Source organism: Streptomyces sp. SID486 (assembly GCF_009865385.1).
Lineage (GTDB): Bacteria > Actinomycetota > Actinomycetes > Streptomycetales > Streptomycetaceae > Streptomyces.
In genome coordinates this window covers 1-6,268 of the sequence record NZ_WWJT01000393.1, presented here as the reverse complement: position 1 = coordinate 6,268, position 6,268 = coordinate 1, and the positions used below count along the sequence as shown (strand labels likewise).

8 protein-coding genes are annotated in these 6,268 nt (G+C 74.4%); 5 read left to right on the top strand and 3 right to left on the bottom strand.

Going from position 1 to position 6,268, the window contains the following annotated elements; translation table 11 throughout:
* A partial coding sequence (locus tag GT045_RS18535; RefSeq protein ID WP_161334846.1) for an aminotransferase class I/II-fold pyridoxal phosphate-dependent enzyme occupies positions 1-619 on the bottom strand: 619 nt, incomplete at its 3' end.
* Positions 620-766: 147 nt separating this feature from the next.
* On the opposite strand from GT045_RS18535, the gene bioB reads away from it, so the two are divergent.
* The 4 genes from bioB to GT045_RS18515 all read left to right on the top strand — a co-directional run bounded on the left by bioB (position 767) and on the right by GT045_RS18515 (position 5,187).
* The gene (gene bioB / locus GT045_RS18530) at positions 767-2,074 is read left to right on the top strand and encodes a biotin synthase BioB (protein WP_161334845.1); all 1,308 of its coding nucleotides are present in this window, start codon (positions 767-769) and stop codon (positions 2,072-2,074) included.
* The gene (locus GT045_RS18525) at positions 2,067-3,347 is read left to right on the top strand and encodes an adenosylmethionine--8-amino-7-oxononanoate transaminase (protein WP_161334844.1); all 1,281 of its coding nucleotides are present in this window, start codon (positions 2,067-2,069) and stop codon (positions 3,345-3,347) included. Before bioB ends, GT045_RS18525 begins: the two co-directional genes overlap by 8 nt.
* Position 3,348: 1 nt before the next feature.
* Positions 3,349-4,065 (top strand): dethiobiotin synthase, encoded by a 717-nt coding sequence (bioD, locus tag GT045_RS18520; RefSeq protein WP_161334843.1) that lies wholly within the window; start codon positions 3,349-3,351, stop codon positions 4,063-4,065.
* 429 nt (positions 4,066-4,494) lie between these two features.
* A complete protein-coding gene (locus tag GT045_RS18515; RefSeq protein ID WP_161334842.1) occupies positions 4,495-5,187 on the top strand; it encodes a class I SAM-dependent methyltransferase in 693 nt (230 codons plus the stop codon).
* Between the two features lie 31 nt (positions 5,188-5,218).
* Here the strand turns inward: GT045_RS18515 and GT045_RS18510 are convergent, their stop codons facing one another.
* On the bottom strand, positions 5,219-5,593 hold the full coding sequence (locus GT045_RS18510) for a fic family toxin-antitoxin system, toxin component (protein WP_161296238.1): 375 nt from the start codon (positions 5,591-5,593) through the stop codon (positions 5,219-5,221).
* 118 nt (positions 5,594-5,711) lie between these two features.
* Positions 5,712-5,954, bottom strand: a complete 243-nt coding sequence (locus GT045_RS18505; protein WP_161334841.1) for a toxin-antitoxin system HicB family antitoxin — start codon at positions 5,952-5,954, stop codon at positions 5,712-5,714.
* Positions 5,955-6,074: 120 nt separating this feature from the next.
* Between GT045_RS18505 and GT045_RS18500 the strand changes: the two genes are divergently transcribed.
* Positions 6,075-6,268, top strand: a 194-nt coding sequence (locus tag GT045_RS18500) for an ATP-binding cassette domain-containing protein (protein WP_345942685.1), incomplete at its 3' end; no start/stop codon positions are given.

The following is a 6,268-nucleotide window of genomic DNA, read 5'->3' as shown; positions in this document are numbered from 1 at the left end:
CCCGGCCGCCGTCGCCCAGCACACCGAGGCCGTGCGCGTCGTCCACCACCAGCCCCGCGCCGTGCTCCCGGGCCGCCGCGGCCAGCGCGGCCAGCGGCGCCCGGTCACCGTCCACGGAGAACACCGTGTCGGAGACGACGATCGCCGTGCCCTCGTGCGCGCCGAGCGCCTTGCGCACGGCCTCGGGGTCGGCGTGCCCGACCACCTGCGTCCCGCCCCGGGCCAGCCGGCAGCCGTCGATGAGGGAGGCGTGGTTGCCCGCGTCGGAGACGATCAGCGCACCGTGCGGGCCGAGCGTGGTGACCGCCGCCAGGTTGGCGGCGTACCCGGAGGAGAAGACCAGAGCCGCCTCGAAGCCGCAGAACGCCGCCAGTTCCCGCTCCAGCTCCCCGTGCAGCACGGTGGTGCCGGTGACGAGCCGGGAACCGGTGGAGCCGCCGCCCCAGGTCCGGGCGGCCTCGGCCGCCGCCTCGGTGACCTCGGGATGGCGGGCCAGGCCCAGGTAGTCGTTGCTCGCCAGGTCCAGCAGCGGCGAGTCGGCGGGGCGCGGGCGCAGGGTGCGCACGAGTCCGGCGCGGCGGCGCGCCTCGGCCTGCTCGTCGATCCAGCCGAACGCCATGGGTCCTCCGGTGCTTTTGTAGGTAGCGGACAGACCCTAGCGGTACGGTCGGCCACCCAGTATGTGGCAATACCCACACCCCGAACGGCCCGCGTTGTGCGAAGTCTCCTTGGCCAGGGACGGTCCCGTAGGACAGGATCGGGCCTCATGGACCTGCTGAACACGCTGGTGGACAAGGGGCTTCGGCGCGAGCTGCCGACCCGCGAGGAAGCGCTCGCCGTGCTGGCGACCTCCGATGACGACCTGCTCGACGTGGTGACCGCGGCCGGAAAGGTGCGCCGGCACTGGTTCGGGCGACGGGTGAAACTCAACTATCTGGTCAACCTCAAGTCCGGACTGTGCCCGGAGGACTGCTCCTACTGCTCCCAGCGGCTCGGTTCCAAGGCCGACATCCTGAAGTACACCTGGCTCAAGCCGGACGAGGCGTCCCAGGCCGCCGCCGCGGGGCTCGCGGGCGGCGCCAAGCGGGTCTGCCTGGTGGCCAGCGGGCGCGGCCCGACGGACCGTGACGTGGACCGGGTCTCGAAGACCATCAAGGCGATCAAGGACCAGAACGAGGGCGTGGAGGTCTGCGCCTGCCTCGGCCTGCTCTCCGACGGCCAGGCCGAGCGGCTGCGTGAGGCCGGCGCCGACGCCTACAACCACAACCTCAACACCTCGGAGTCCACGTACGGGGACATCACCACCACCCACACGTACGCCGATCGGGTGGACACCGTGCACAAGGCGCACGCGGCCGGTCTGTCCGCCTGCTCGGGTCTCATCGCGGGCATGGGCGAGACCGACGAGGACCTCGTCGACGTCGTGTTCTCGCTGCGCGAGCTGGACCCGGACTCGGTGCCGGTCAACTTCCTGATCCCGTTCGAGGGCACCCCGCTGGCCGAGGAGTGGAACCTCAGCCCGCAGCGCTGCCTGCGGATCCTGGCGATGGTCCGGTTCGTCTGCCCGGACGTCGAGGTCCGCATCGCCGGCGGCCGTGAGGTCCACCTGCGCACCATGCAGCCGCTGGCGCTGCACCTGGCCAACTCGATCTTCCTCGGCGACTACCTGACCAGCGAGGGCCAGGCGGGCAAGGCCGACCTGGAGATGATCGCGGACGCCGGCTTCGAGGTGGAGGGCGCCGACCAGGTGACGCTGCCGGGGCACCGCGTCGGCGCGGCGGGCGGTTGCGGGTCGCACGCGAGCGGCGGCTGCGGCTCGACCGCCGAAGCGGGCTGCGGTCCGCACGAGGGCGCGGGCTGCGGCTCGCACGAGGGCGGCGGGGTGTGCGGTACGGCCGCCGGCACCACGGATGCCGTTTCGGCGGATGCCGGTTCCGCGGGCGCCGTTTCGGCGGACGCCGGTTCCGCGGGTGCCGGTTCCGCGGCCGGTGTTCGCGGCGCCGGTGAGGCGCGTACCGATCTCGTGGCCGTCCGCCGCCGGGGCGCCGGAACGGATCTCGCGCCCAATGCCTGACCTCGGCGTGCCGGAGCTGCTGGAGCTGGACCGACGCCATGTGTGGCATCCGTACGGCCCCATGCCCGGCCGGGTGGAACCGCTCGTCGTGGAGTCGGCGAGCGGGGTCCGGCTGCGGCTCGCCGACGGCTCCGGCGAGCTGGTCGACGGGATGTCGTCGTGGTGGTCGGCGATCCACGGCTACAGCCACCCGGTCCTCGACGAGGCCGCACGCGGGCAGCTGGACCGGATGAGCCATGTGATGTTCGGCGGGCTCACCCACGAACCCGCCGTCCGGCTGGCGAAGCTGCTCGTCGACATCTCGCCCGACGGTCTGGAACACGTCTTCCTGGCCGACTCCGGTTCGGTGTCGGTCGAGGTCGCGGTCAAGATGTGCCTGCAGTACTGGCGTTCGATCGGCCGGCCGGCCAAACAGCGGCTGCTGACCTGGCGCGGGGGCTACCACGGTGACACCTGGCAGCCGATGTCGGTGTGCGACCCCGAGGGCGGGATGCACGGACTGTGGTCCGGCGTACTGCCCCGCCAGGTGTTCGCGGACGCGCCGCCCGCCGAGTACGACGAGTCGTACGCGGAGCGGCTGCGCGAGCTGATCGCGCGGCACGCCGACGAGCTGGCCGCCGTGATCGTGGAGCCGGTGGTGCAGGGCGCGGGCGGGATGCGCTTCCACTCCCCCGCCTATCTGCGGGTGCTGCGCGAGGCGTGCGACGCGCACGACGTGCTGCTCGTGTTCGACGAGATAGCCACCGGATTCGGCCGTACCGGCGAGCTGTTCGCGGCGGACCACGCGGCCGTCACCCCGGATGTGATGTGCGTGGGCAAGGCGCTGACGGGCGGCTATCTGACGCTGGCGGCCACCTTGTGCACCGCGCGGGTCGCCGACGGCATCTCGCGGGGCGAGGTGCCGGTGCTCGCGCACGGCCCCACGTTCATGGGCAACCCGCTGGCGGCGGCCGTGGCCCGTGCCTCCGTCGAGCTGCTGCTGGGCCAGGACTGGCGGGCGGAGGTCAAGCGGATCGAGGCGGGCCTGCGGGAGGGCCTGGCGCCGGCGCTCGGCGCACCCGGCGTGCGGGACGTCCGCGTGCTGGGGGCCATCGGGGTCGTCCAGCTCGACCACGAGGTGGACATGCGGGCGGCCACCGACGCCGCCGTGCGGGCGGGCGTGTGGCTGCGTCCCTTCCGCGACCTGATCTACACGATGCCGCCCTACGTCAGCTCGGACGAGGACGTCGCACGGATCGCGCGCGCGGTGTGCGCCGCGGCGCGGGAGGGTTGAGATGCCGGTACTGGTGATCACGGGGACGGACACGGAGGTCGGCAAGACCGTCACCACCGCGGCCGTCGCCGCCGCGGCGCTCGCGGCGGGGCGCTCGGTGGCGGTGCTCAAGGCCGCCCAGACGGGTGTGGGGCCCGACGAGTGCGGGGACGCGGACGAGGTCGCGCGGCTCGCCGGCCCCGTCACAGCCGCTGAGATCGCCCGTTTCCCGGAGCCGTTGGCGCCGGGTACGGCGGCCCGGCGGGCCGGTATGGCGCCGGTGCACCCGCCCGAGGTGGCCGAGCGGGCCGCCAAGCTGGCCACCGAGCACGATCTGGTCCTGGTGGAGGGGGCGGGCGGGCTGCTCGTCCGGTTCGACGCGGACGGGGGGACCCTGGCCGACGTGGCCCGGCTGCTGGACGCGCCGGTACTGGTCGTGGCGCGGGCCGGGCTCGGCACCCTCAACAGCACGGAGCTGACGGCGCGCGAACTGCGACGCCGGGAGCTGGAGTTCGCCGGAGTGGTGATCGGCAGCTGGCCCGGCGACCCCGACCTGGCCACCCGCTGCAACGTCACCGACCTGCCCGGGGTCGCCGGGGCGCCGCTGCTCGGCGCGTTGCCCGCCGGGGCCGGTGCCCTGCCGCCCACGGAGTTCCGTACGGCGGCACCGGGCTGGCTCGCCCCGCGGCTGGAGGGGACCTGGGACGCGGAGACGTTCCGGGCCCGCGAGGCACGGTAGACCCGCCCGGGCGACGAGGTGCCCGCCGGCGCCGCTCCCCTACCGGACACCCCGCCGTCCGCCGTCCGCCGAGGCCACGGCCCCGCCCCGCCCCGGACCGGTCGGGTGCGGGGCGGCGGCCGGCCGCTCCGGCGGAGGCGCGCCGCGGTCCGGTGGGTGCGCCACTGTCGGGTGGAGTGCCCCACGGTCCGACGGGGTGCGCCTCGGTCCGACGGGGTGCGCCTCGGTCCGACGGGGTGCGCCTCGGTCCGGTGGAGAGCGCCACGGTCCGGCGGAGTGCGCCACGGTCCGGCGGAGTGCGCCGCGATCCGGTGGGGTGCGCCGCCGTCCGGTGGGGTGTGCCGGGCCGTACCGGGGGACACTCTCCCCAGGACGCCGGGCCGTACCGCGGGACACTCTCCCCAGGACGCCCTGTCCAGGGAGGTTGCCATGCGGCTGTTGTCCACCCGGTCCGGCCAGGTGACGCGGGGTCCCGTGCACCATCCGCTGTTCGCCCGCTACTACGCCCGGCTCAGCGTCGGCGCCGACTCCCGGCTCGGGATGGCCGGGGTGCGCGAGCGGCTCCTCGCCGGGCTGTCCGGGCGGGTGATCGAGATCGGCGCGGGCAACGGACTGAACTTCCGGCACTACCCCGGGGCGGTCGCGGAAGTCGTGGCGGTCGAACCGGAGTCGCTGCTCAGGAAGTTGGCGCTGGAGGCCGCGTTGCGCGCGCGGGTGCCGGTGGACGTGGTGCCGGGTGCGGCGGAGGCACTGCCGGTCAAGAGCGAGGCGTTCGACGCGGCCGTGCTGTCGCTGGTGCTGTGCAGCGTACGCGATGTCGCGCGGGCGCTCGGTGAGGTACGGCGGGTGCTCCGGCCCGGCGGCGAGGTGCGCTTCTTCGAACACGGGCAGGGCGGCGGCCGGGTGATGACGCTGACCCAGCACGCCCTGGACCGCACGCTGTGGCCGGTCCTGAACGGCGGCTGCCACCTGGCCCGGGAGCCGGTCGCCGCGCTGCGCGAGGCCGGGTTCCGCCTCGGACCGCACCGGCGTGTGCTGCTGCCAGAGCGGGGGCCGGTGCTGCCGACCTCCTACTGCGCGCTCGGGGTCGCCTGGCGCCCGGACGAGCCGGCCGAGCGCTGAGCGCCCACCGCCACGACCCGCCCCGCTCGCGTCAGCCGCTCCAGCGCAGCAGTTCGCGCGCGATGTCGTCGACGCTCGCCGCGCCGTCCTTCACCAGTCGGGCGAGGTCGCGCACCTGTTCGGGAGTGGTGGCCACCTTCTCCCCGCTGGCCACCAGGTACGCATAGGCGACGGCGGAGGCGAACAGCGCGTTGGCGCGCTCCAGCGCCGGTACGTGGATGAGCAGTTGGAGCAGGCAGGCGGCGCGGGCCTGCGGGGTGTCGTAGACCGGCACGCCGAATATCTCGGCCCGGTGCCGGGCGACGGCGGCGACCAGTGCGCCCCAGTCGGTGACCTGCGGGTCCCCGGGTGTCTTCTGTTCGGCGAGCATGAGGAGCCAGGCGAGGTCGATGCTGAGTTCGTTCAAGGAACCGGCTTCGGGGGATCGGCTTCGGGAGAGCGGCTGCGACGGATCACGCTCCAGGAGAGCAGTCCGGAGGGAGCGACCGCAAGGCCCCCCGGCACGCCTGGGAAGAACGGGGAACTCAGCGGCGGCCGTCGCCCGCGCCGGTGCCGCGCGCCTCACCGAACTCCTCGGTGAACACGGACTCGTACTGCCGCATGAAGTCGGCGGCGGCCTCGACGAAGGTGCGGCCCGTTTCCCCGGCGTCCTGTCTGACCAGCTCCTCGATGTAGCGGTTGACACTCATGCCGCGGGCCAGGGCGCGCTCGCGGGCCGCGCGGGCGGTGTCCTCGTCCACGCGCACGTTCAGCTGGGTCTTCGCCATGCCTCGAAGCTAGCGCCGTGGCGCTAGCGTCGGCAAGGGCGCACGGATGCGCTGCGCGGGGGCGCGGGTGTCCCTTACGCTCGCCCCGGGACGGGGAGTAGAGGCGACCGGGAGGCGGCCTTGTCGACACCTGCTGCGCAGCACGCGCCCGGCCGTGCGCCGGACGGCGGGACCGCGGCCCGCGCCCGCGGGCTGACCCGGGCCTACGGCTCCGGTGAGACGGCCGTAGTCGCCCTGGACGCGGTGGACGTGGACGTCGCACGGGGCCGGTTCACCGCCGTGATGGGCCCCTCCGGCTCCGGCAAGTCCACGCT